This is a genomic window from Gardnerella sp. DNF00571G (genome assembly GCF_049262695.1).
Classification (GTDB): domain Bacteria; phylum Actinomycetota; class Actinomycetes; order Actinomycetales; family Bifidobacteriaceae; genus Bifidobacterium; species Bifidobacterium piotii.
This window is the reverse complement of the sequence record NZ_CP058396.1, coordinates 1,217,701-1,239,541: the sequence shown is the minus strand read 5'-3', so window position 1 is coordinate 1,239,541 and position 21,841 is coordinate 1,217,701. Positions and strand designations below refer to the sequence as shown.

The window sequence follows — 21,841 nt, the reverse complement described above, 5'->3', positions numbered from 1 at the left end:
CATTATGTGCGTTATTTTATAAATTCGTGTAGAGTCTTAAGAGGTTTTATAAGGAGATTTAAGATGAGCAGTGAAGAAGATAATTTAGGAAAAGTTGTTCTTGCGGCCACTCCGATTGGGAATATGGGAGATGCTTCTGCGCGCTTAATTAATCTTCTAGAAACTGCGGATATTGTTGCAGCAGAAGATACGCGCAGGCTTTACGACCTTGCAAATCGCCTTGGCGTGCACGTTTCTGGGCAAGTTGTTGCGTATCACGATCACAATGAGCGCAATAAGGCAGATGGTTTACTAGACAAGGTTGAGCAAGGCAGCACTGTTCTTGTTGTTTCCGACGCTGGCATGCCTACGATTAACGACCCAGGGCTTGCGATTGTTCGCCGCGCAATAGAGCGCGATTTGCCTGTTACTTGCGCGCCTGGCCCGAGTGCCGTATTGGATGCTTTGGCGCTTTCTGGCCTGCCAACGGATCGTTTTTGCTACGAAGGCTTCTTGCCTCGCAAGTCGGGGGAGCGCATGCAGCATTTGCGCTCGCTTCTTTTAGAGAGGCGAACAATCGTGTTTTACGAGGCGCCGCACAGGATTGCGGAGTCAATGGCAGCTCTTCTTGCAGTTTTTGGAGCAGATCGAAAAATGGCGTTGTGCCGCGAGCTTACTAAGGATTTTGAAGAAGTACGTCGTGGAACTATTGAGCAGATTGCAAAAAGCGTAGAAAATGATCCTCCTCGTGGCGAGATTGTGCTTGTACTTTCGGGCGCTAGCGAAAGTGATGTTGCGCAACAAAGCGTTGATTTAAGCGTGGATCAGCTTGCTAAAATGGCTTGCGATCTTTCACAAAACGAGGGCTTGCGAATCAAAGATGCTATAACTCGAGTTGTTTCACAAAATCCTCTTTCAGACGGCTCTTTTGCTAATCGTAAAGAAGTTTATGCAGCTTGCTTAAAAATCAAGGAAAATGTGGACAACTAAGTAGGAAATTAAGCCAAAAATGTGCAAATGTGCAAAAGTCGCATCAATAAAAGCGAAAAATGTGCAAATGTGGAAAATTAAGCAGCAATTAATCCCCATTTTTTGCATATTCGTATGCTTCTAAAAGCACATCTAGACTTTGTTTAACGCCTGGCCCTCCTTGCTGAGATACGTATTCCAGCATTTTTGCGTCCGCGACTGGGTTTGCAACAACCCATTTTCTTAATTCAGGCACGTTCTTGGCAATATGCCATAGCACATCTTTGCTTGTGTTTTCACAGCATGCGACTTGCGCAGTGAGCACAATTGGCGGTTTTGGCGGCATTGCTGTCGGCATTGCGCTCGCTTTATAATTCTTAATATTTTCTTTAATAGTCATAAAGAACGTCATCCTTGTCTATTATGTATTTAATCCACTCTTTTGCCTTCGCAGCTCCTGGAAAATAAGGATTGCTGTCTATGATTTTTTCGCAATCTTTAAAACTGGTGTTGTATTTTTGAGCCAATTCGCACACAGTATCTACTCTTCTTATTTCTTCGTAAATGTTTTTTGATGGCGTTAGTGCAATGTCGCAAATAGTTCGCGCTGGAGAAGTTACGTGCAAGTCTTTAATCACCCTTTGTTCTTTTTTCATTAGTTTTCTTCTAAACACTTGTAGTCGGTGATCGTACGGCTTTATTCGATAATGACTTTTGGATATTATCTCTAGTATGTTTGGGATTTTTCCGCCAAGCCAAATCCAAGATGCTGTAAATGCGCATGCCACTGTTCCGTTTGGAAGCAGATTTTTTAGCACGTTGCATCGTCCTTCTGGGGTTTTTGCGGTAGATTGCGTAAATCCAGTGCGTATTGAAACGTTGTTGAATGCTCCAAAATTGCATAGTTTCTTCATGCTTAGTGGCCCTGGTAGGTGTTTTGTGTCTATAAGAATAGGCAGCTCCTCGTTTTGTTTTTCCGAAAATAAAATCATCTCTTCGTTTTTGTAGTCTTTGTAGTCTTTGTATTCTTTGTATTCTTCGTATTCTTCGCGAGTTTTGTATTCTTTGCGTCTTTTGTAGTCTTTTATTGCTTTTTTATTTTTTTCGTCATTGTGTATTGTGCGTTTTTTGTTCAACGTTGAAGTGCTCATGTTTCTCCTTTCTGCGTAATGTGCTTAATGTGCCAACTTTTTAGTGCTGTAATGTTTTAGTGTTGTAAGGTTGTAATGTTTTAACGCTGTAATGTTCTGCTGCTCTAGGTTTTAATTTTCTAAGTTTTATACACAATATCGTGTTTTACTTTTTTGTCTACGCGATTTTTTGTAATTGTGGAAAAGTGGATTTTTAGTTTTTTACATTAAAAAATGTGACTATATGTGACTAAATCGTATGTGACTAAATGTGGTTGTGTGTGATTGCGCTTTATTACACGTGATTATGCTTGATTTATAGCCTATGCTATGCGATTTTATAGCGATTTTTATAGTGATTTTTATAGCGATTTTTTAGCGTGATTTTTCGGTGTGTTATTTAATGTGTCCTCGCTGAACAAGATAATATTTGGCTATGAGTCATATTTTGGTGAATGTTGCATGGCCTTACGCAAATGGCCCTCGTCATATTGGTCACGTTGCAGGATTTGGTGTACCTTCCGACGTGTACGCGCGTTACGAGCGCATGAAGGGAAACAGCGTGCTTATGGTTTCTGGAACAGACGAACACGGCACGCCGATTTTAGTTGAGGCAGATAAAGAAGGCGTGAGCGCGCAAGAGCTTGCAAACCGCTATAATCGCGTGATTACTAAAGATTTGTGCGATTTGGGTTTAAGCTACGATTTGTTTACGCGCACAACAACGGCAAATCATGAGCATGTTGTTCAAGAGATGTTCCGCCAGTGCCTTAAGAATGGTTATATTTACAAGGGAACTCAAAAGGTTGCGATTTCGCCTTCTACAGGCCGCACTCTTCCAGACCGCTACATTGAGGGCACATGCCCGATTTGCGGCGCGGACGGCGCGCGAGGCGACCAGTGCGATGCTTGTGGAAATGAGCTGGACCCAGACGAGCTTATTAATCCTGTTTCTAAGATTAACGGCGAAACTCCGCGATTTGAAGAAACAGAACATTACTTCCTTGATTTGCCTGCTTTAGCAAACGCAAACTTGGAGTGGCTTAATTCCAGGGATGGTTGGCGTACAAATGTTATTAACTTCTCAATTGGTCTGTTTAAGGAAGTTAAGCCTCGAGCAATTACGCGAGACATTGATTGGGGCATTCCAGTTCCTGTAGAAGGCTGGATTGATAACCCAAATAAGCGCTTGTACGTGTGGTTTGACGCCGTTATTGGCTACTTGTCTGCATCCATTGAGTGGGCGCGTAGGCAGGGCAAGCCAGACGCTTGGCGCGATTGGTGGTGCGATCCTAAGTCTCCTGGCTACTACTTTATGGGCAAAGATAACATTACTTTCCATTCTCAGATTTGGCCTTCAGAGATGCTTGCGTATAACGGCGCTGGCTCTAAAGGTGGGGAAGTTGGCGTTTATGGTCCACTTAACATGCCAGAGCAGGTTGTTGCTTCCGAGTTTATGACCATGGAAGGCAAGAAGTTCAGCTCTTCGCGCGGAATTGTGATTTATGTTAAAGACATTTTGGCGCGCTACCCGGTGGATGCTGTGCGCTACTACATTTCCGTTGCGGGTCCAGAAAATTCCGATGCTGACTTTACTTGGGCAGAGTTCGTTCGCCACAATAACGAAGAGCTTGCTGCAAGTTGGGGCAATCTTGTTAATCGTGTTGCAAATTTGATTCATAAGAATTTTGGCGCTATTCCGCCTTTGGATGAAGATTGCATGACCGATATGGATCGTGCGCTTTTGGATCAAACTTCTAACGCGTTTGAGATTGTTGGAGGCTTGATTGAGCGCCATCATCAAAAGAATGCTCTTAATGAGGCTATGCGCGTTGTGTCGGATATCAACAAGTATATTTCTGCCACGGAGCCTTGGAAGATTAAGGATGACGAGTCTCGTCTTGGAACGGTTTTGCATGTTGCTGCACAAGCTGTTTCGGACGCTAATCATTTGCTTGCTCCATTTTTGCCTCATTCTGCGCAAAAAGTTTGGGAAGCTCTTGGTGGAACAGGAGTGTTCTCGCCGCTTCCAAGAATCGAAGAGGTGAGCGACTTAGATAATCCAGATTTTAAGTACCCGATTATTACTGGCGACTATGAGCTTGGAAAAACTGTTCACCCATGGGAAAGTGAGGAATTGGTTACTGGCACTCCTGTTGCTAAGCCAACCCCGATTTTTGCCAAGATTCCTAAAGAGGCGATTGATGAGGAGCTTGAGCGTTTTGAGTCTGCACTTGCTGCTCGTCGTAAAGCTGACGAAGAAAGATTGGCTGCTGCAAAAAAATCGTTGGAATCTGAGTGATTTTAGCGGAAAATTTTAAGGAAGAGTGACGTATATAACAAAAAATTGGCATACTGCCAGGAATATGAAAAAATTTTCAGGAAATTTTTAGTTTATATGCGTGTTTTGCGAGAAAAATGTGGTTATAATGAATATTGCTGATGGTTCTTCCATCAGTGAGGTTCGTTCGCGAACCCCATAACTGAAACCTTCTTCTCTCTTTCTCTCTGCCCCGGTGGGTTTTCTCTTTCCCACCGGGCTTCTTTTTATCTTTTATCTTTTTCAAGTGTTCGCCGCTTACTCACATTTCACGAAAATGTTGCTCAACACGCCGTGAATCAGGTACAAACGCGGGAAACCGCGCGCTACGCTTTAAGCGCAAAGGCAGGTCGTAGCGCAAACGAACTACATGATTACGCTAAGTGAGGTAGAGATTCGAGATTTTTCGCGGCGGATGAAGCGAACCTCAGCATCTTTGATGGTGATTCGCTGAAGCAGCAAGAAAAATCGAGAATCTCAGGCGATTAAGAGATACGCAATTGTTCAAGCATGTAAGAGGGCTGGGTGATTCTTGGTCGAACAGTATAAGAGCGGCAGCCGATACCAAATAATCCAATGGCACACGCCTACAAACAAACTTCAACCAAAAACAAAATCAAAGCCAAATCGGAACAACCGTAACAACAAACTACACGTAAGAGGCGGAGCGTTGTGAGACAAGAAACACCCAGCCCTCCTACAACACCAAATAGGAAATCGCGCAATACCAAGCGAGGCAAGCGCAATAAAATAAAAAAACGCAGACTGCATTTGTAATTTGCGAATGCAATCTGCGTTTATAAATCAGCTTGTGCTAAATCAAGTTTAGCGGCAGCGCTTTGTAAGCGGCACCCACGGATCAAGCATTACAGGCTCCTGATCCAATATTGCTCGCGTTGCTTCATCAAGATACTTCTTGTTAATAATGATTTCTGTAACGTAGCGGTCAAACCACTGCGCGGATCCAACGTAGTATCCATCTTCGCCGTTATCTTTACCCCAGCTGTTTTCAATCTTCCAGCGGTCTGGCTTGCCATCTTTGTTAAGATTTACGCCAGTAAAGGTCATTGCGTGGTTGCCTGGGCAATCCATGTATTCCAAACCTTTAGCTTTGTCGAATGTAAACTCTACATCAAATAGCTCATCTACGCGCACAACTGCTGGGTCAAAGAAGCCCTCTTGCCTTAGCGAGAATTGCGTGCAATCGCAAGCGAACCAAATTGGGTGTCCGTCTTTTAGCTGATCAACAGCGGCTTTGCGGAACACTTCTAGCGCAACGTTTGCAAACTCCATTTCCTTCGTCTCAGCAACGTTTGTTGTGTACTTGAGTTGGTAGAGCTTGTTGAACGGAGTGCGTTCCATTGGGGAGTTGCACAAGCTTACAAAGTCGTTTACGTCTACTGGCACGTACTTCTTTGCAAACTCGAGTGGCGTAATGCCGTATTCGCAAATCATTGGGCGATCGTCTTTACCGCTCTTTGGCTTTTCGCTGCCTTTATCGTCTTTCTTTTCGTCGCTCTTAGATTCGCTATTTTCGCCGCTCTTCTTATCGTCCTTCTTATCGTCGTCATCTTTAGTGCGTGCAAAGAAGTCGAAACGCTCTGGTGGCTCGCCAAGAGCAATCGCGGTCATGCGGTACACAGTTTCCAAGTCGCGAATCTTCATTTTTCGCAACTCTTCCATAGAAGTGCCATTCTTGTGTGCCTCGCGCAATTCGCATGCAAACTCGCGAAGCTTGCTGTTAATGTATTGCACGAATGCTTCGGAATCGGTAGCGTTTTGCGAATCTGGGTATGCACTCTTTGGCATAAGTCCGTACTTGTTTACCAAGTTAACGAACATTTGCCACCATCCGCCATCGTCAATCGGACCGTAGTTGATGCTCTCAAAAATTCGGCTATCTAATGTTTCATCTAAAGTCGCCAAAACGTTTTCCAAGTATGCGTTTGCTTTTTCAATCTTGTCCCAGAAGAACAAGTAGCTTTCGGAAAACTCAAAGTCTTCTAGATTCCACTTATGCATAAGCTCGTAGCGCAAAGTGTTAAGCGATGCAAACATCCAGCAACGTCCAGAATGCTGTTGGTTTGTTATTGTTCCTTGCTTTAGTTCTATAGAAAATTCGCGTGGAAGTGCGCGCTGACCCTGGTAGCTTGTTGCTGCTTTAAGAACGCCGCTCGATACCGAAGCGTTTGCTGCTACTCGATTTGCTCGCTGTTCGTTAAAATGCTTAGAATATTCGCGCACGTCGTTTAGTGTAACGGCTTTTACGTTTTCAGACATATATCTCCTTTATCTTGTTAAAAACAGTGAATAAGCGTTATTGTAGCTTGCTCAATGCACGAGTCGCGTTTTGCGCGGCTCAAATTGTTCGCGAGTGTTCGCGAGTGTTCGTGTTTCGTTTATGTAAAATATGTATTTTTATGCGTTTGCGGCGATTTGCGAAACTAATTTTCGTAAATTTTAAGTAATTTCGTTAAATATTTTGATATTTTGCCAATTTTATGTATTAATTTTGACTAAGATTACTATTTATTACGTGTTATTACGTGTTTATTTTAGGTAATGTACATAGGTTAGCTAAAAATATACTAATTACACGTCCAAATTATTAGGGCTTACTTAAGTGTGCCTTGAACGCTTATGATTTGCCTTTTTGATTAGTGATTAAATGATGGCAGTGTGCAAGCGTAAGTTTGCAGTTACCAGATGGAGGTAACAATGTTTAGACGTAGAAAAGAGTCACAATGATACGATACATCGTTAAACGATGCCTGAATTATGTTGTGATGCTGTTTGTATCCGTATCCATGACGTATTTCTTGGCAAGTGCATTTATGGATCCGCGATCGAACTATATGTCTAGGCATCCGCATCCGCCAATTCCTTCGATTAACCGTTCTTTGGATTTGGCAAATATTAACGACCAAACTCCAGTTATTACAAGGTATTTGCGTTGGATTACTGGCGTTCTTACTCGTTGGGATTGGGGATTAAGCCCAGAGCAAGCGCCTGTTGGTCCTGCGATTGCTGCGCGAATCGGCGCATCGGTGCAGCTGGTTACTTGCGCAACTGTTCTTGGTATTGTTTTAGGCGTTAGCGTTGGTGTTTATACTGCTATTCGCCAATATAAGTGGCAAGACAGGGTTCTTAACTCTATTGCTACGTTCTTGCTTGTTGTTCCAGCCGCCGTGTTTGGGTTACTTATTGTTTTAGCTGCGATTAGCATTAACAACGCTGCTGGTTCTCGTTTGTTCTTTGTTACTGGATTACATTCCTATCAGGGTTCTAATCCTATTGCTTTTATTCTTGACTTCTTGCAGCATTTGATTTTGCCAACAATTGTTATGACCGTTCCTGGCATGGTTGGCTACCATCTTACGCAGCGCACCTATTTGCTCGATACTATGAATGCTGATTACGTTCGTACTGCTCGCGCTAAGGGTTTGCCTCTAAATGTGGCTATTCGTCGTCACGCTTTGCGTACTTCTTTGATTCCTACTGCCGTAGACGTTGCCTTCTCTATTGCAGGCGTGTTTACGGGCGCTGTGATTACCGAAACCGTGTTTGCAATTAACGGTTTGGGTAGCTACTTCGTACAAACTATTTCTAATAACGATATTAATGGTTCTGTTGCTATTGCTGCGTTCGGAGCCGTGTGTACTTTGGCCGGAGCCTTGTTGGCAGATATCTTCTCCGCTTGGCTTGATCCTCGTATTCGTTTGAGCTAATTGCGCAATAGTGTAGGTGTATTGATATGAGTAAAAAAGATGTATCTTCAAAGTCTCAAGAGTCTGCTGCCGATAAAAAGGCAACTGCTAATTCTTGGGGTAATTTTAAGCGCACAGGCAAAATAACGCTTTATACGCGCCGCTTCTTTAGGCGTCCATCCGCTGTTGTTGGCTTAGTTTTACTTGTTCTCTTGATTCTTCTTGCTTTGTTTGGATCTAAGATTAGCAAGTGGGGCTACGACGAGCCTGATTTTACAGCTCTTGCAACTCCTCCTAGTGCTGAGCATTGGCTTGGAACTACGCCTGGCGGATCAGACATGTATGCAATGGTTGTTCGCGGACTTGGCCGCTCGCTTTCTATTGGTATTGTAAGCTCCATTTCGATTACGATTATTGCTGCTTTGGTTGGTACTGCTATCTCTTACTTTGAAGGTTGGTTTGAGCAGGTTGGTATGTGGCTTCTAGACATGCTTTTGATTGTTCCATCCTTCTTGCTTATTGCTTTGATTGTTAGCTCTGCTACTGGCGGCAACGATTGGTTGTGGCTTGCATTTGGCATGACTTCCTTTGGCTGGATTGGTTACGCTCGTACGCTTAGAACTTTGACTTTGAGCTTGCGTGAACGTGAATATGTGCGTGCCGCTAAGTTTGAAGGCGTTTCTTCGTTCCGCATTATTGTTCGCCATCTTGTTCCAAATCTTGGTTCCGTTTTGATTATTAACACGGTTCTTGGTGTTATCGGCGCAATCAATGGCGAAACAGCATTGAGCTTCTTGGGTCTTGGTATTAAGGCTCCAGATACTTCTTTGGGTACTCTTCTTAACGTTGGTCAAAGTAGCGTTATGACATCTCCTTGGGTTCTTTTGGTTCCTTCTGCGGTTTTGGTTGTTTTGACTTTCTCCGTTCAGCTTATTGGAGATGGCTTGCGCGATGCGATTGATCCATATTCTAGGTCTGTTGGTAAGGCCGAGTAAGGCTTGTTGGAGGTTTAAACATGACTGATATGGGTAATAACGCAAATAAGGAAGACTTTGCAATGGAAAATCAGAACAACGAACCACTTCTTTCTGTACGCAACTTGCAAATTAGCTTTGCTTCGGAAGCTGGTACAGTTCACGCTGTTCGCAATATGAACTTTGATTTGTATCGCGGCAAAACAATTGGTATTGTTGGCGAATCTGGATCTGGTAAGTCTGTTACTTCTTTGGCTGTTATGGGCTTGCTAGATAAGAATGCTTCTGTTAAGGGTTCTGTTGTTTATAAGGGCGAAGAGCTTTTAACAAAGTCTGATGCAGAGATGAGTAAGATTCGCGGTAAGAACATTGCAATGGTGTTCCAGGATCCTCTTTCTGCTTTAACTCCAGTGTTTTCTATTGGAGATCAGCTTAAGGAAGCTTTGGTTATTCATAATCCAAATATGACCGAAGAGCAGATTCGCGATCGCTCTATTGAGCTTCTTAACTTGGTTGGTATTACTAAGCCAGCTGAGCGCTTAAAGGCGTTCCCTCATGAGTTTTCTGGTGGCATGCGTCAGCGCGTTATGATTGCAATGGCAATTGCTAACAACCCAGATATTATTATTGCTGATGAGCCTACTACCGCTTTGGATGTTACGATTCAGGCTCAAGTTTTGGATGTTTTGAAGAAGGCTCAGAAAGAAACTGGCGCCGCAATGATCTTCATTACTCACGATTTGGGCGTTATTGCTGGCGTTGCAGACGAAGTTATTGTTATGTATGCGGGTCATTTGGTTGAGCATAATAGCGTTGAGGAGATTTTTGCTCACCCAACTCAGCCATACACAATCGGTTTGCTTGGCGCTGTTCCGCGCGTTGATCAAAAGCGCACTCGCCGCTTAACTCCAATCTCTAAGCCAACAATGGATATGTTGATTGCAGAAGAAAAGAGTGGAGATACCAGCGATATGATGGGCCTTGAGGCAGAAAGCGAAACTGTTCGCGCGATGCTTCATGCAGAAACCGAAAAAACGATTAAGCCAATGTTTGAAGGCATTCCTCGCGAGGATCGCAAGGTTGTTTTGGATGTTAAGGGCTTAGTTAAAACATTCCCAATTACAGGTGGCGGTTTCTTGCGACGCAAGGTTGGCGAAGTTCGCGCTGTTGATGGCATTGACCTTGAGATTCGCGAAGGCGAAACTGTGGCTCTTGTTGGAGAATCTGGTTCTGGTAAGTCAACTACTTTGATGGAAATCATGAGCTTAAAGAAGCCAGAAGCTGGCTCTATTACCGTCTTCGGCACCGAGCTTAACGATAAGTTGACTAGCGAGCAGCGTCGCGAGCTTCGTTCTAAGATTCAATACGTGTTCCAGGACCCTATGAGCTCCCTTGATCCTCGTATGCTTGTTTACGATATTTTGGCAGAGCCTCTTCATGTTCAAAAGAAGTCGAAGGAAGAGATTCGTCAGCGTATTGCGGAGCTTATGCAGCTTGTTGAGCTGAATCCAGATCAGGTTGATCGCTTCCCAACGCAGTTCTCTGGTGGTCAGCGTCAGCGTATTGCTATTGCTCGTGCTTTGGCTGTAAACCCTAAGCTGCTTCTTCTTGATGAGCCTGTTTCGGCTTTGGATGTTTCTATTCAGGCTGGAATTATTAACTTGCTTGAAGATTTGCAAGATAAGTTGGGTGTTGCTTACTTGTTTGTTGCTCACAACATGGCAGTTGTTCGTCATATTTCTAGCCGAATTGCTGTTATGTACCACGGTCGCATTGTTGAATCTGGCGAGACGGATGAGGTGTTCGATAATCCTAAGCATCCGTACACTAAGGCTTTGATTAGCGCTGTGCCAATTCCAGATCCTGTTATTGAGAAGAATCGCAAGCGTATTATTCTTAACGAAGAAGATTCGTTTGATGACGTTGCAAGCGTCTGATTCTAATCTTTTGTGAATGCGCCTAAACTTTTGTTTAGGGCAAGTTTGATCGCGTGTGTTATGCAAGACACACGCGATTTTTTGTTACGGGCACATAAATTCTAAAAAAAGTAATATATTTTGTTTTTTAATTAAAATAAACTAAAAAATTTTCTGTTTGGCGGTTTTCTGCATTTAATTTTCTTTTTTACGGATTAAATCTTAAGTAACAAAAGCTTAAATTCAGCATTTGTTAAAAAAGTCGTAACACAAAATGTCAAAAGATTAGATATACTCTACACACATACCAGAAAGTGGACATCATTTCTGGGGAATGAGAGGAATCATGAAAAATACTAATGCAGGCAAATTGACTGTATTCGCCGCAGCTGCACTTTCTGTTGCAATGCTGCTTGGCGCTTGTGGTGGTACAACCGCCACTACGGCAGATAAAGCTAAGGGCGGCATGACCGAAGAGCCAGCCGCAGGTGTAGATACTTCCTACACTGGCGCTCTTCCAATGCCTAAGGTTGATAAGCGTTACGACAATCCACAGCCTCGTGACAATGTTAAGGATGGCGGTACTTACACGTTCTCGCTTTCCGACATGGGTCCAAACTGGAACTACGCTTCCAACGATGGTAACACTGCTTACATGGCTACTTTGTGGGGCTTCTACCAACCATCGTTTACTTATTATGACACTGTTAAGGGCGAGAAGGTTAAGTACAACCCTGATTACATTACTTCTGTTAAGAAGGTTAGCGACAAGCCACTCGTAGTTCAGTACGATTTGAACCCAAAGGCTAAGTGGAACGATGGCACAGACATTGATTACACTGCTTTCAAGGCCACTTGGGAAGTTATGAATGGCAAGAACGAAGCATACTCCGTTCCATCTCACGAAGGCTATGATTGCATTGAGTCCGTTGAGCAGGGCGCAAATCCTAAGCAAGTAATCGTTAAGTACAATAAGCCATGCGCAACTTGGGAATTGCTTTTCGCTCCATTGGTTCATCCAAAGGCAACCGATCCAACCGTATTCAACCAGGGTTGGGTAGGTAATCCTCACAACGAGTGGGGTGCAGGTCCATTCGAGATTCAGTCCGCAACCGAAGATCAGGTTGTTTTCGTGCGCAATCCAAAGTGGTGGGGCAAGAAGGCAAAGCTTGACAAGGTTGTTGTAAAGCGTATGGAAGATACCGCTGCAATGAACGCCTTCCAGAACGGCGAAATCGATTCCGTGGATTCCATCTCCACCAAGGATAAGGTTAAGGCTGCTCGTAGCGTTAAGGGCGCTCAGCTCCGTTACGGCTACAGCACCAAGATTCGTGTTATTAACTTAAACGCAAAGGCTGGCGCATTCAAAGACAAGGCCGTGCGTAAGGCCGTTGTCCAGGCATTCGACGTTGCCACCTACAACAAGATTCAGTTCCAGGGTATGAGCTGGAAGAGCGAGCAGCCAGGTTCGGAGCTTCTCTCCATGTTCCAGGCTGGCTACAAGAACAACCTCCCAGCTGATGGTAAGTTCAACGTAGAAAACGCTAAGAAGACTCTTGAGGCCGCTGGCTACAAGATGGGCAAAGACGGTTACTACGCTAAGAATGGTAAGACCGTTCAGTTCACATTCACCTTCTTCGGCGATGACTCTACTCAGGCAGCTCTTGCTAACGCATTCCAGGCCATGATGAAGAAGGCTGGCATGAAGTGCAAGACTGTAAACAAGCCTGCTTCTAAGTTCTCTAAGACTGTAACCTCCTTCGACTTCCAGGTGCTTCCAATGGCTTGGGTTTCCCAATCCCCATTGAGCTTCGTGGGATCCGCTTCCCAGGTCTACGGTTCTAAGAGCGATTCCAACTTTACTGGCACTGGCAACAAGAAGATTGATGCCCTGCTCGCCAAGGTTGGTAAGACTTACGATTACAAGGAACAGACTGCATTGGCCAACAAGGCTGAGTCCATGGCTTTCGCCGAGTATGGTACGCTTCCAGTTTCTGCTCCTCCAACCTATCAGGCATACAAGAAGGGCTTCGCTAACGGCGGTCCTGCTGGATATGCTAACGTTTTTGTTGAAAACATTGGTTGGCAGAAGTGAGTAAATTTGTAGCGATAACTCGCGCAAGTTTACTAAGCTGATTGCTTAACTTATAGCATGTGGCGTGTGGTCTTTGGCTGCACGCCACATGCTTTTGCTGTAATCGCGTGCGTAGTTACGCAGAAAATAATCGCGTAAAAAATAGTCGCGCAAAAATAAACTCAGAAAAATAGTATAAACTTAATAAAACTTAATAAAAAATAAATCGCGAAGTCAAAAATAAGGGAGAATCTAGCGCATGTATGTAAATCCAAGTAAACGCAAAGACGCGAGTAATGTGCGCTGGGTTTTGCAATATTGTAAGCCAGATATGTGGAGAGTAGGCGTATCGCTAGTTCTTTTTACTATAAACGACACAATGGCAATGACAATGCCGCTGCTTTCGGGCTTTATTGTAGACAAAGTCATTATTGGAAAACAGCATGATTTGCTTGCTTTTGTATGCGTGCTAATGGTTGCAATGATGATTATTCGCGTAGGCTCAAGATATATCTACCAGCTTCAAATGGAAAGATTTGGCCAAAACGCCGTGTATCGCCTTGTAAGCGACGAGTACGAGAAGCTGCATTCGCTTGATTTTACATACTTTAATCACACGCGCACAGGCGACATTATGAGCCGCATGACTTCGGATACGGACGCGATTCGCCACATTTTAAGCTGGGTGTCTTATATGGCGCTGGATTGCTTAGTAATGTTTGTGTTTGCGCTAGTTATAATGTTTTCAATCCAATGGCAGCTAGCGTTAGCGCTTATGGCAATTACGCCATTTTTGTTCTGGCTTGCAAAGCTTATGGGCAAGAATGCTAGGCCAAAGTTCCTTGCGATTCGCGAATCGTTTGCACGCATGAATTCAATGGTAGAAGAAAACATTGAAGGCAATCGCGTTGTAAAAGCTTTTGTTCGCGAGCCTTTTGAAACTCAGAAATTCGATAAATGCAATGAAGATTACTTTAATCGCAATATTACGCTTGCAAAAAACACGCAAAAATACATGCCATGGCTTGACGGTATGGGCTTTGCGTTGGAGCTTGTAACAGTAGGATTTGGCGGATGGCTTGTGCTTAATGGAAGCATGACTTTGGGCGCGTTTGTAACGTTTAACAGTTTTCTTTGGATGCTCCACATGCCAGTAAGAATGGTGGGGTGGCTTATTAACGATTGGCAGCGGTTCAATGCAGGATGCGTGAATATTCGTAAGCTGCTTACGCAAGAATCGCATATTGATTTGCCAAGCGCTGCCAAGAAAAACGTTAAAGTTAAGGGCCGCGTAACTTTTGAACACGTTGATTTTGCATTCCCAGACGATCTTGATTCGCCAATTTTAAGCGATATTGATTTAGATGTTCCAGCAGGCACAAAGCTTGGAATCTTAGGCGAAACGGGATCTGGAAAATCAACTCTTGTAAGTCTTATAGCGCGTTTTTATGATCCTACTCGTGGTCGCGTTTTGATTGATGGAAAAGACGTTCGCGAATGGCCTCTAGAAACTGTTAGAAATCAAGTTAGCATAGTCGCGCAAGAAACATTCCTGTTTTCCGATACAATTGCAGGAAATATTAGCTTTGGATTGCCTCAAAACGAGGAAAATTGCAAAGAATTAGATGGCACGATTAGGCGCATGGCAAGAATCGCAGATGCAGACGATTTTATTATGAGCATGCCAGAAGGCTACGAAACTGTTGTAGGAGAACGAGGAGTTGGCCTTTCGGGCGGTCAAAAGCAGCGCTTAAGTCTTGCTCGCGCGCTAGCAAATAATCCCGCAGTCTTAATTATGGACGATACAACTTCTGCAGTAGACATGGAAACTGAGGAGCATATTCAAAAAGAGCTAAAAAAGTTAGACGGCTTACGAACAGTAATCACAATTGCGCACAGAATCTCATCTGTTAAAGACGCAGACATGATTGTTGTGCTAGATCACGGCAAAATCGTAGAGCGCGGAACACACGAGCAGCTTGTTGCGTCGCATGGAAGATATTGGGAAATCTACAAAAAGCAGCTTGGTATGCAAACAGGCAAAGCTTTGGGATTTGAAGATTCACACGAGGCTAAGGGGGAGTAGAATGGCGCAGCGCAACACTTATAGAGAAGACGAAGGCCAAGAAGAGCACGTAAATTTGCACGAGTTGATGCGTGTTCGCAAATACATAAAGCCGTACGCATGGCAGCTAGTCAAAATAGTTTTAGTTGTTATTAGCGGAAGTTGCATTATGACAGTAACTCCAATGATTACAAAAACACTTATAGATGTAGTTTTGCCTAATAAAAACGTTTCTTATTTGTACGCGCTTATTGCATTGTTTGGCGTGCTTATTGTGCTGTATGAGCTTGGGTTAGCCTACAGAACGCTTGCAATTACGCGACTTGGTCAAATGGTAATTAAAGATATGCGTCGCGATATTTTTACGCACGTGCAATCGTTATCGTTTGATTACTTCGATTCGCGCCCACACGGCAAGATTTTGATTCGCATAGTAAACTACATAAACACGCTTTCCGACACGCTTTCTTCTGGTTTAATCAACGTATTTTCCGATGTTTTTGTGCTAATCATTACGCTAATCGCAATGTTTGCTATGGATTGGCGAATGGCGTTGTGGAGTCTTGTATTATTCCCAGTTTTTATAATCTGGACTCGCACTTTGCAAATTTTGCAACGAAAAGCGTCTAAAAAACTATCAAATAAGCAAAGCAATCTTAACGCATATTTGCACGAATCAATCGCAGGCGTAAAAACAACTCAGACTTTTGCGCGCGAATCGGAGCAATACGCTACATTCCAGGAGCAGCAGTCGGGAGTTAGAAAAGCGTGGATGCAAAATGTTAGAGTGCAAATGCTGCTTTGGCCTGGAGCTTCGATTATTGAAAGCGCAGCAATTTCGCTGCTCTACTATGTTGGCATAACAAACGCAAGCAGTATGAACATAAGCACGGGTACTCTTATAGCATTTGTGTGGTATTCGAGCACTTTTTGGGAGCCAGTTGTAAACATTGGTAACTTCTACACGCAACTTGTAACATGCTCAGTGTATTTGGAGCGCATTTTTGAGACTTTAAGTATTAAGCCAAATATTGTAGATAAGCCAGATGCAAAAGAATTGCCGAAAATTAAAGGCAAGGTTGACGTAAACGATGTTGTTTTTCGCTACGAAGAGGGCGGAAAGCCGATTTTGAATTTAGTTGACTTGCATGTTGAGCCTGGAACAACGGTTGCTCTTGTTGGCCCTACTGGAGCGGGTAAAACAACGCTTGTAAGCTTGCTTTCTAGATTCTACGACGTTTCCGAAGGCTCAATCACAATTGACGGCTACGATGTGCGTTCAATAACGTTAGCATCTTTGCGAAAGCAAATGGGCGTTATGCTTCAAGACAGCTTTATATTTAGCGGAACTGTTAAAGAAAACATTCGATACGGCAAGCTTGACGCAACAGACGAAGAGATTGAGGCTGCAGCTCGGGTGGTTCACGCGCACGAGTTTATTGAAGAATTGCCTAATGGCTACGATACTAAGATTGAAGAGCGAGGAGCTACTCTTTCTGCAGGCCAAAGGCAGCTTATATCGTTTGCGCGCGTGCTTTTAGCAGACCCGCGAATTTTAATCCTAGACGAAGCAACAAGCAATATAGATACTCGTACAGAAGAAGCTTTGCAAGCAGGATTAGCTCAATTGCTTAAAAATCGTACTTCTTTTGTGATTGCACACAGGCTTTCTACAATCGAGAATGCGGATTTGATTTGCGTGATTGACCATGGGCAAATCGTGGAGCGAGGAAGCCATGAGCAACTTATGGCGCAAAAAGGTGCGTATTACAGACTTGTGGAATCGCAGTACGCTGCGATTAGTGCTGCGATTCAATAAGCGCAAAAGTCACTTTTTAAGTCACGTTTTAAGTCACGTTAAATCTGCGACTACACTTGTAAATCATGAGTAAGCATCATCGCGAACACAATTGGGCGCCTTCTTTAACAGAGCAGTCTGAAATATGGCAGAATCTAATTAAAGAAGGCATAACAATCGCAGACGACCACACGCATATACTAAGCGTAGTGGATTTTGCAAAAAATCTTAATCAAGAATTAGCGCAAAAAGGTCGAGAACCAATTGCTGAACCAACTGCAGATGACTTAGTAAATAGTGCAAAAGCATCAGGCGTTTCCAAAATGATTGAAGTTGGATGCGAATACCCAGATTGGCAACCAACAATAGACTTTGCGGTAGCTCACGCGGATTGTGTGCGTGCTGCAATAGCGATTCACCCAAACGAAGCGCCTCTACACGGTCATAGGGGAGCAGAAGGGCCAGACGGCTTGCCAGTAGTTTATAAGACGTACCACGATATTTCATTTGACGAAGCAATGCAACGCTTGCGCTCGCTAGTAATAGGGCACCCCAAAGAAGTAGTTGCGATTGGCGAAACGGGATTAGACTATTTTCGCACAGGTGAACGCGCAAGAATTTACCAACGCGACTCATTCCGCGCGCATATAGCACTTGCAAAAGAGCTTAATTTGCCGCTTCAAATTCACGATAGAGATGCGCATAGCGATGTTGTAGAAATTTTGTTAAAAGACGGAGCGCCAGAGCGCACAGTGTTTCACAGCTATTCTGGCGGAAAAGACTTAGCTCAAGTGCTAAAAGAAAACGGATGGTACGCAAGTTTTTCTGGAACGATTAGCTATAAGGGCAACGAGGATTTGCAAGAGTCTGCGCGAATCATTGGCAAAGACCACATAACTGTTGAAACGGATGCGCCGTACCTTACGCCGATGCCTTACAGAGGACGGCCTAACGCGCCTTATATGGTGCCTTACACTCTTGAATCGTTAGCAACCGCGCTTGACTGTTCTTTGAGGGAGGTAGCAAAGTCAACCTTAAAAACAACGCATGAAGTTTATGGTTTTTAAAATTTAGGCATTAATCACGCTTAAATTAGCCCTCATTTTTCAAGGATTCTGCGGCAATTTTGCGCTATATATCTGTTGTTGTATACAATATTTAGGTACAAATAAATAAAACTGTAAGTGGTAAGACCGTATGCGACTTCTTATTATGGCAGATTATTGCCAAGAAGAGGTTTTACTTTTTGGAGGAAAAATCAAGCATGACTAAGTCACGCGTTTCAGCGTTATCTGGTGATAACGCTAAAGATCTTCGTAACGTGGCGAAGGAGTCTGAGAAGGCCGCTAATAAGGGCGTAACAAACCCTAAAGAGGCGATTCTAAAGGCCGCTTCTTTTACAAAAGCGCCAAAGGTTTCTCAGAAAACCACCACTCGCGAAGAGCGAGAGGCGTTGGCGTATCAGCAAGCGAAAGAGGTTAAAGAGGCCGAAAAGCTTGCGGATAGTGCTGTTAGAGGCCCGCTTGGAAGATTGTGGGCAAAGATACAAACCAGCTCCGATAAATTCACTTTGGGAATGTCAATTGTGGCATTGGGCGTTGTTTATGGAGATATTGGAACGTCTCCTTTGTACACTGCTCAAACATTCTTGGCAGGTCAAGGCGGATTGCAAAACATTAGTCGCGAAGCGGTTTATGGCATGCTTTCCCTTGTGTTTTGGTCAATTACGCTAATCACAACAGTAAAATACGTGTTTGTTGCAATGCGAACAGACAACAAGGGCGAAGGCGGAATTTTTGCACTCTACTCGCTTATTAGGCGAAAAGGCGCATGGCTTGCGATTCCAGCAATGATTGGTGGTGCGGCGTTCCTTGCGGATTCTGTTCTAACTCCAGCAGTTTCAATATCTTCTGCAGTAGAAGGCTTGCGCACAATATCTGCATTTAGGCCTATCTTCTTAGAAAACGACAATCTTTCTTTAATGATCACGGTAATTATTATTGTGATTCTGTTTTCTGTTCAACAGCGCGGAACCGAAAGAATTGGAAAAGTTTTCGGCATAGTCGTTATGATTTGGTTCGGATTCCTAGCGCTTGTTGGAATCATGAATATTGGCGAAAATCTGGCGATTTTTGAGGCTTTGAATCCGATTTACGGCCTAAAGTTCTTGTTTAGTTCGCACAATATGCAAGGAATGGCCTTAATGGGCATTATATTCCTTTCTACAACTGGTGCAGAAGCGCTGTATTCTGATATGGGTCACGTTGGTCGTGGAAACGTTTATGTTACTTGGCCGTTTATTAAAGTGGCGCTTATTCTAAACTACTTCGGTCAAGGCAGCTGGATGCTTCAGCATCAAAACAATAAAGCATTGTGGTCTATAGAAGGCTTAAACCCGTTCTTCCAGATGCTAAGCCCGAATTTACGTTACGTTGCCGTTGTGCTTTCTGTAACAGCTGGCATTATTGCATCCCAGGCTTTGATTACTGGTGCTTTTACTATGGTTTCGGAAGCTACAAGCCTTAACTGGATGCCTCATCTTCAAGTGCGATACCCTGCGCGAACTCGCGGTCAGCTTTATATTCCTGTTGTTAATTTTGTGCTCTGTCTTGCAACTCTTACAGTTTTGGCCGTGTTTAAGGATTCTGAGCATATATCTGGAGCGTACGGTCTTGCGCTTACGCTTACCATGATTGCAACAACAATACTTCTTACGGTTCACATGTGGTATCAAAATAAGAAGCTTGGCGCTTTAGTATTTGCTGTAGTCTTCCTGATTATTGAGATTTTGTTCTTTATAGCATCTATGGCAAAGTTTATGCATGGCGGCTGGTTTACCATGCTTCTTGGTGCTTCGATTTTGATTATTATGCTCACTTGGAAAGATGGCACTAAGATTGAGCGCTCGCAGCGATTGCACATGAAGCCTAAGGACTTTTTGCCTGTTCTAGATAAGTTACACAGTGATTTTAGAATCCCTTATTTTGCAGACAATATTGTGTATTTGACTTCCGATAAGGAGATGAAGCGCCTAGATACTGGTATTTTCTTCTCGATTTTTGCGGATCATCCTAAGCGCGCTCGTGCGTGGTGGGCTGTTTCTGTAGAAACTGATGACGCTCCGTTTACTCGCGAATATTGCGTGGAGAATTTTGGAACGGATTATTTGTTCCGCGTTAAAATCAAGCTTGGATTTAAGGTTTCTCCTTCGATTCCTGCATATTTGCATCAAATTATGCACGATTTATCGCATACGGGCGAGCTGCCACAACAGCAGTCTGTGTACCCTAAGGTAGATGCGGATCCAGATATTGGCCCAATTCGTTACGTGCTTTTGCACAAGGCATTAATGCCTGAATCGAATATTTCTTTGCGTGGCGCATTGTCTCTAAAAATGAAGTATGCGATTCGTCATATTGCGGGAACGCCAGTTAAGTGGTTTGGTTTAGCTCCGTACAATCCGATTGTAGAAGTTCAGCCGTTGTTTGTTTCTACTCGTAGACCTCCGCGATTAAAGCGAGAAGAGGTTGCTTCATCTAGAGCTGTTCAGTCTTTGCAAGGCAATGATGTTGCAGCGCAAGCTTCGGTTGATGCTGAGCAAACTGCGATTATGAACGCTAGAGATATTGCTGCAGCGAATGTTTCTGGAGAAGTCAAGTCTGAGAAGTCTGAGAAGTCTGGAAGCAAGTCCGAAAATAAAGAGGCTAAGGATAAAGAGACTAAGGAATCTAAAATATCTAACACTGGCAAAATCGCTAGAATAGATACTGGTCAGATTAAAGCAGTTAAAAAATAATTAAAACCCGAATTATTGCTTTATTGCTAATCGGCCGTTTGCGTTGGCTTGCACATGTGCTTATGTTTGCTTGTGCGCTTGCTTTCAATAACGGCCGTTTTGTGATTTAGGGTTTAAGGAGCGCGATTATTATGCTTGCAGATTTGCCTGATTTTAATAGGATTGAAAAGTTGCATCGCGCTACTGCGCCAAGTGAAGCTGCGTACAATTTGATTCATTGCCATTGTGTTGTTATTGCTACGATTTCTTGGATGCTTGCTAGACACCAAAATCAGCTGTTGGCTTTTAAGCAGCTTGGTAGTATTGAGGATTTTGCGGATAAGTCGCCAGCATCCGTTGAGCAAATTATGCTTCGCCAAATGTCTAAAATCAATGAAGATCTAAAAAACAGGTGTGATTTAGCAAAGTCGTGTCTTAAAAAGTTGATTGACGCAAATCCGCTAGAGCTTCCTAAAGTTAGTGGCGGAATCGCGCCGAAAGATTATGTAGACGAGTATGCGGCGTTTGCTGGCGGATTGTTGCACGATATTGGAACGTATTTTGTTTTAGCTAAAGACGGTTCAAAAGCAGCGAATGGCAAGTTGGAGTTTGACGGGCCGAATTATATTTTGCACGGTTTGCGCGGCTACAACTATTTGATTGATAACGGCTTTAGCGAAGATATTGCGCAATTTGCACGTAATCATACGGGCGTTGGGCTAACTAGCGAGCAAGTTGCCCTGCAAAATTTGCCGCTTCCTGCTGGCGATTATGTTCCGCGTACAGTTGAGCAAGAAATTGTGATGGTTGCTGATAAATACAACAGTAAGTCGATTCCGCCGCGATTTTTAACTGTAGATACGTATAGGCGTAAGGCTGCGCGTTTTGGTGAAGAGAACGCAAAGCGATGGATGTGCTTGGTTAATAAGTATGGCAGAGTGAGCGTTTGCAAGCTTGCAGATTTCTTTGGGCTTAAAGTTGATTAGTTAGCGCGACTATTTATCCTACGACACTCCCGTGTTTTGGTTTTTGGGGGTGTTTTTCTTGTTTTTTTGGGTTGTTTTTGGTTTTGTGTTGGTGGTTGTGGTGGTTTGTTGTGGTTTTAGCCGTGTTTTCAACACGCCGATGTTTTGG

General features: G+C 43.6%; 14 protein-coding genes. 11 read left to right on the top strand and 3 right to left on the bottom strand.

Going from position 1 to position 21,841, the window contains the following annotated elements; genetic code table 11:
- Window positions 1-63 precede the first annotated feature (63 nt).
- A complete protein-coding gene (gene rsmI, locus HXT30_RS04910) occupies window positions 64-969 on the top strand; it encodes a 16S rRNA (cytidine(1402)-2'-O)-methyltransferase (protein WP_020757443.1) in 906 nt (301 codons plus the stop codon).
- An 88-nt stretch (window positions 970-1,057) separates the two neighbouring features.
- Here rsmI and HXT30_RS04905 read toward each other — a convergent pair whose 3' ends face one another.
- Together HXT30_RS04905 and HXT30_RS04900 are read right to left on the bottom strand one after the other, a co-directional pair.
- The gene (locus HXT30_RS04905) at window positions 1,058-1,348 is read right to left on the bottom strand and encodes a hypothetical protein (RefSeq protein WP_016783934.1); all 291 of its coding nucleotides are present in this window, start codon (window positions 1,346-1,348) and stop codon (window positions 1,058-1,060) included.
- Window positions 1,338-2,099 (bottom strand): hypothetical protein, encoded by a 762-nt coding sequence (locus HXT30_RS04900; RefSeq protein WP_422111434.1) that lies wholly within the window; start codon window positions 2,097-2,099, stop codon window positions 1,338-1,340. Before HXT30_RS04900 ends, HXT30_RS04905 begins: the two co-directional genes overlap by 11 nt.
- A gap of 415 nt (window positions 2,100-2,514) precedes the next feature.
- On the opposite strand from HXT30_RS04900, the gene metG reads away from it, so the two are divergent.
- Entirely contained in the window at window positions 2,515-4,380 is a 1,866-nt protein-coding gene (metG, locus tag HXT30_RS04895) for a methionine--tRNA ligase (protein WP_422111433.1), read from the top strand.
- An 843-nt stretch (window positions 4,381-5,223) separates the two neighbouring features.
- Here the strand turns inward: metG and HXT30_RS04890 are convergent.
- Window positions 5,224-6,678 (bottom strand): aminopeptidase C, encoded by a 1,455-nt coding sequence (locus HXT30_RS04890; protein ID WP_422111432.1) that lies wholly within the window; start codon window positions 6,676-6,678, stop codon window positions 5,224-5,226.
- Window positions 6,679-7,142: 464 nt separating this feature from the next.
- Here HXT30_RS04890 and HXT30_RS04885 point away from each other — a divergent pair, with 464 nt between their 5' ends.
- From HXT30_RS04885 to HXT30_RS04845, 9 genes are all read left to right on the top strand, one after another.
- On the top strand, window positions 7,143-8,126 hold the full coding sequence (locus tag HXT30_RS04885; protein WP_032815600.1) for an ABC transporter permease: 984 nt from the start codon (window positions 7,143-7,145) through the stop codon (window positions 8,124-8,126).
- 26 nt (window positions 8,127-8,152) lie between these two features.
- Window positions 8,153-9,100, top strand: a complete 948-nt coding sequence (locus HXT30_RS04880) for an ABC transporter permease (protein ID WP_422111431.1) — start codon at window positions 8,153-8,155, stop codon at window positions 9,098-9,100.
- A gap of 20 nt (window positions 9,101-9,120) precedes the next feature.
- Window positions 9,121-11,016: an ABC transporter ATP-binding protein gene (locus HXT30_RS04875; RefSeq protein ID WP_116438792.1), complete on the top strand. Its 1,896-nt coding sequence runs from the start codon at window positions 9,121-9,123 to the stop codon at window positions 11,014-11,016.
- 325 nt (window positions 11,017-11,341) lie between these two features.
- The gene (locus HXT30_RS04870; RefSeq protein WP_415701158.1) at window positions 11,342-13,090 is read left to right on the top strand and encodes an ABC transporter family substrate-binding protein; all 1,749 of its coding nucleotides are present in this window, start codon (window positions 11,342-11,344) and stop codon (window positions 13,088-13,090) included.
- A gap of 238 nt (window positions 13,091-13,328) precedes the next feature.
- Window positions 13,329-15,155, top strand: a complete 1,827-nt coding sequence (locus HXT30_RS04865) for an ABC transporter ATP-binding protein (protein ID WP_410310077.1) — start codon at window positions 13,329-13,331, stop codon at window positions 15,153-15,155.
- Window position 15,156: 1 nt separating this feature from the next.
- Window positions 15,157-16,953 (top strand): ABC transporter ATP-binding protein, encoded by a 1,797-nt coding sequence (locus HXT30_RS04860; protein WP_415680586.1) that lies wholly within the window; start codon window positions 15,157-15,159, stop codon window positions 16,951-16,953.
- Window positions 16,954-17,018: 65 nt separating this feature from the next.
- Entirely contained in the window at window positions 17,019-17,999 is a 981-nt protein-coding gene (locus HXT30_RS04855; RefSeq protein WP_422111430.1) for a TatD family hydrolase, read from the top strand.
- A gap of 197 nt (window positions 18,000-18,196) precedes the next feature.
- Window positions 18,197-20,728, top strand: coding sequence for a KUP/HAK/KT family potassium transporter (locus HXT30_RS04850; RefSeq protein ID WP_020757431.1), 2,532 nt, complete (start codon window positions 18,197-18,199; stop codon window positions 20,726-20,728).
- A gap of 131 nt (window positions 20,729-20,859) precedes the next feature.
- Window positions 20,860-21,693, top strand: coding sequence for an HD domain-containing protein (locus HXT30_RS04845; protein ID WP_422111429.1), 834 nt, complete (start codon window positions 20,860-20,862; stop codon window positions 21,691-21,693).
- The last annotated feature ends 148 nt before the right edge of the window (window positions 21,694-21,841 follow it).

Coding starts and splice junctions, on each gene's coding strand:
- HXT30_RS04865 (WP_410310077.1), top strand. CDS start 13,329: ATGTATGTAAATCCAAGTAAACGCAAAGACGCGAGTAATGTGCGCTGG.
- HXT30_RS04885 (WP_032815600.1), top strand. CDS start 7,143: ATGATACGATACATCGTTAAACGATGCCTGAATTATGTTGTGATGCTG.
- HXT30_RS04875 (WP_116438792.1), top strand. CDS start 9,121: ATGACTGATATGGGTAATAACGCAAATAAGGAAGACTTTGCAATGGAA.
- HXT30_RS04880 (WP_422111431.1), top strand. CDS start 8,153: ATGAGTAAAAAAGATGTATCTTCAAAGTCTCAAGAGTCTGCTGCCGAT.
- HXT30_RS04850 (WP_020757431.1), top strand. CDS start 18,197: ATGACTAAGTCACGCGTTTCAGCGTTATCTGGTGATAACGCTAAAGAT.
- HXT30_RS04855 (WP_422111430.1), top strand. CDS start 17,019: ATGAGTAAGCATCATCGCGAACACAATTGGGCGCCTTCTTTAACAGAG.
- HXT30_RS04905 (WP_016783934.1), bottom strand. CDS start 1,348: ATGACTATTAAAGAAAATATTAAGAATTATAAAGCGAGCGCAATGCCG.
- HXT30_RS04900 (WP_422111434.1), bottom strand. CDS start 2,099: ATGAGCACTTCAACGTTGAACAAAAAACGCACAATACACAATGACGAA.
- rsmI (WP_020757443.1), top strand. CDS start 64: ATGAGCAGTGAAGAAGATAATTTAGGAAAAGTTGTTCTTGCGGCCACT.
- HXT30_RS04870 (WP_415701158.1), top strand. CDS start 11,342: ATGAAAAATACTAATGCAGGCAAATTGACTGTATTCGCCGCAGCTGCA.
- HXT30_RS04845 (WP_422111429.1), top strand. CDS start 20,860: ATGCTTGCAGATTTGCCTGATTTTAATAGGATTGAAAAGTTGCATCGC.
- metG (WP_422111433.1), top strand. CDS start 2,515: ATGAGTCATATTTTGGTGAATGTTGCATGGCCTTACGCAAATGGCCCT.
- HXT30_RS04890 (WP_422111432.1), bottom strand. CDS start 6,678: ATGTCTGAAAACGTAAAAGCCGTTACACTAAACGACGTGCGCGAATAT.
- HXT30_RS04860 (WP_415680586.1), top strand. CDS start 15,157: ATGGCGCAGCGCAACACTTATAGAGAAGACGAAGGCCAAGAAGAGCAC.